This is a genomic window from Ilumatobacter sp., from assembly GCF_049588435.1.
GTDB lineage: Bacteria > Actinomycetota > Acidimicrobiia > Acidimicrobiales > Ilumatobacteraceae > Ilumatobacter_A.
Window position 1 is genome coordinate 1 of the sequence record NZ_JBAVYV010000184.1, and the last position, 2,753, is coordinate 2,753.

Here is a 2,753-nt window from a genome sequence, read left to right on the forward strand (position 1 = left end):
CGCGTGCATCACGAGTGCGAGCGACGCCGGGATGAGCGCGGCTGCACCGGCGGCCTGGGCGATGCGGAACACGATGAGCAGCTCGGCGTTCGGGGCCAGACCGCACGCCATCGACGCGAGCGTGAACAACGTCGAACCCGCGAGGAACACACGCCGGTGACCGATCCGGTCGGCGACCTTGCCGGCAGGGATCAGCAGCGCCGCGAAGACGATCGTGTAGGCGTTGAGGACCCACGAGAGTTCCGATGCGCTGGTGTCGGAGAAGGTGGACGAGATGTCGGGGAACGCGACGTAGAGAATCGTCGTGTCGAGAAACGTCGCGAGTGTGGCCAGCGATGCGATGAGCAGGGTGCGATTGGAGTGGGCGAACACGATGGATCAGTCCTCGGCGCCGAGCCGGGTCCGGAGCGACCGGGCGACCTGGACCTCACCGATCGTTGCGATCACATCACGCCATCTGGCGACTACTTCGAGTTGCATCATGCAACTGATCATGACAGGTCGAGTTGCATGATGCAACCGAGATAGGCTCGCGTCATGCGCAAGGCGTCATTCGCGGACATGAACTGCTCGGTCGCCCAGTCGCTCGAGATCATCGGCGAGTGGTGGACGCTGTTGATCCTGCGCGACTGCTTCCTCGGGTTCCGCCGCTTCGACGACTTCGTCGAGCGACTCGGGATCTCCCGCAACATCCTCACCAACCGGCTCGACACACTCGTGGGCGGCGGCCTGCTCGAACGACGTCCCTACGACGAGGCCCGGAATCGCTACGACTACGTACTCACCGACAAGGGCCGAGCCCTGTGGCCGGTGCTGACCGCGCTCCGTCAGTGGGGCGACGAATGGATCCTCGGTGCCGGCAACGAGCCGATCCTGCTCGAGCATCGCGATCACGGACACACCACCACCGCGCACATGGCCTGCGACGTCTGCGGCGAGGCCCTCGACGCGAGATCGGTCCGTGCCGTGCCGGGTCCGGGCGCCACCCCCTGATCCCGAGCACCGGGCCATCCGCTCGGTCACCGCGCCGATTGCGCTTCTGCGAAACTTCTTCCATGGAGGAAACGGCGTACTCCGTGTCGGCTCTCGACGAGGCGTCGTGGCCGGCATTCGCAGCGCTCGTGGAGTGCAACAACGGAATCTTCGGCGGCTGTTGGTGCATGGGATTCCATCCCGAGGGCGTCGGCAAGCACTCGACACCGGAGCTCAACCGCGAACGCAAGTTGGCCCGCGTCGCGTCGGGAACGGCCCACGCTGCGCTCGTGTTCGACGGTGACGCCTGTGTCGGCTGGTGCCAGTTCGGCGCGCCCGAAGAACTCCCACGGATCAAGAGTCGAGCGGCGTACGAGCGCAGCGGGACGACATTGCCGGACTGGCGGATCGCGTGTTGCTACGTCGGCAAGGGCCATCGCCGACAGGGCGTCGCCACCGCCGCGCTCGCCGGTGCCCTCGAGTTGATCGCCGGGCTCGGCGGAGGCCCGGTGGAGGGATACCCGGAGTCCGCCGACTCGGTCTCGGCCGGATTCCTCTACAACGGAGCGCTGTCCACCTACGAGCGGTTGGGATTCGTCCGCGATCGCAAGATCGGCAAGCATCGCTGGGTCGTCACGACGACCGTGCCAGCCGCGTCGTAGATCCGCCGCACGTCGACCGGTCGATCTCCAGCGCGTTGTCGACCGGAGCGGGTGCTGTTGCGAGTCAGTCGGGGATGCCGATGCACACGGCGATCGGTTTGCCGTGGCGGAACAGGGTCACCGGCCCGTCCTCGCTGACGACGAACGCGACGGTGTGGTGGTGGTCCCACGTGTACCGGGCGGCGGATCGGTGGCGCATCCCCGACTCGAGGTGGATCGCCGTCTCGGATGCGATCGAGCTCCTCAGTCCCACTCCGAGCATCCCGACGTCACCATCGGCGGCGACGAGCGTCGCGAGGTCGGTCTGCGCGAGCACTGCGAACAGCGCCGGGTAGTGGTGACGTTCGAGCACCGAGAGATTCGGTGACGGAAGCGCCGCCGACAGGTCGAGGCCGTGGTCGTCGTGGGTCTGCGGATTCAGGTCGAGCAGGAACGTCGCTCCGATCCGTGCCGGGCTCAGCCAGTGCACCGCGAGGTCGAGCAGGCCGAGGAGCAGTGCTCGCGGCGCTTCGGGCACGGCGGCGCGCACGGCCGGGAGGTAGATGCGTGCCGACGGACGGTGCCGCCAGCGATGTCCGTTCCACTCGACGACGCCGGTGGGGGTGAACACCCGGGTCACGCCCATCACGGTGCGCTGGACGATCGCGGCTCCGGTGGCCTGTTCGATCTCGGCGAGGTCGGCCTCGTACTGGATCGTCCGCCGGAAGCAGGCCAACTGCGTGCTCCCATCGGCACGACGGACGACGAAGGACGACCGGCCGTCGGAGAAGCGACGTGCCTGCTCGATCGGCATGTCCATGTCGAGCAGTTCGACGAGGTTGTCGATCTGGATCAGCGAGCGCTCGCCGGGCAACACGAACGATCCGTAGATCAGCGAGCGGTTCTCGAACACCGGCGGCCGCCACGCGTACTCGAGTTCGGTGAGCAGCAGGTCGACCTCGTCGGGAGCGCCGGGAAGCGTGATCGCTGCATCAGCCAGTTCCTCGCGCAACCGCTCGTGCGCTCGCGTCAGATCGCTCACGAACCCCAACCTACCGACCCCCTCCCCCACCCCCTTCCGGTGAGATGTGAGACCGACAGGTGCGCTCATCCCTCACCGCCACCGCACCAGTCCTCGCT

The 2,753-nt window shown here is 67.2% G+C and carries 4 protein-coding genes; 2 read left to right on the plus strand and 2 right to left on the minus strand.

The genetic code is table 11. The features are described 5' to 3' along the window. Positions 1-372, minus strand: a 372-nt coding sequence (locus WBV89_RS06730) for an MFS transporter (protein WP_423980561.1), incomplete at its 3' end; no start/stop codon positions are given. A gap of 165 nt (positions 373-537) precedes the next feature. On the opposite strand from WBV89_RS06730, the gene WBV89_RS06735 reads away from it, so the two are divergent. Together WBV89_RS06735 and WBV89_RS06740 are read left to right on the plus strand one after the other, a co-directional pair. Further along, on the plus strand, positions 538-993 hold the full coding sequence (locus tag WBV89_RS06735) for a winged helix-turn-helix transcriptional regulator (RefSeq protein ID WP_423980562.1): 456 nt from the start codon (positions 538-540) through the stop codon (positions 991-993). 62 nt (positions 994-1,055) lie between these two features. Beyond that, entirely contained in the window at positions 1,056-1,634 is a 579-nt protein-coding gene (locus tag WBV89_RS06740) for a GNAT family N-acetyltransferase (protein WP_423980563.1), read from the plus strand. A gap of 64 nt (positions 1,635-1,698) precedes the next feature. On the opposite strand, the gene WBV89_RS06745 is transcribed toward WBV89_RS06740, so the two are convergent. Then, positions 1,699-2,655 carry a diadenylate cyclase gene (locus WBV89_RS06745; protein ID WP_423980564.1) on the minus strand — a complete coding sequence of 319 codons (957 nt, stop codon included), beginning with the start codon at positions 2,653-2,655 and terminating at the stop codon, positions 1,699-1,701. Positions 2,656-2,753 lie beyond the last annotated feature (98 nt).

What these genes read in the sequence shown, in the direction of transcription:
- WBV89_RS06735 (WP_423980562.1), top strand. Translation starts at nt 538, where the DNA reads ATGCGCAAGGCGTCATTCGCGGACATGAACTGCTCGGTCGCCCAGTCG.
- WBV89_RS06740 (WP_423980563.1), top strand. Translation starts at nt 1,056, where the DNA reads ATGGAGGAAACGGCGTACTCCGTGTCGGCTCTCGACGAGGCGTCGTGG.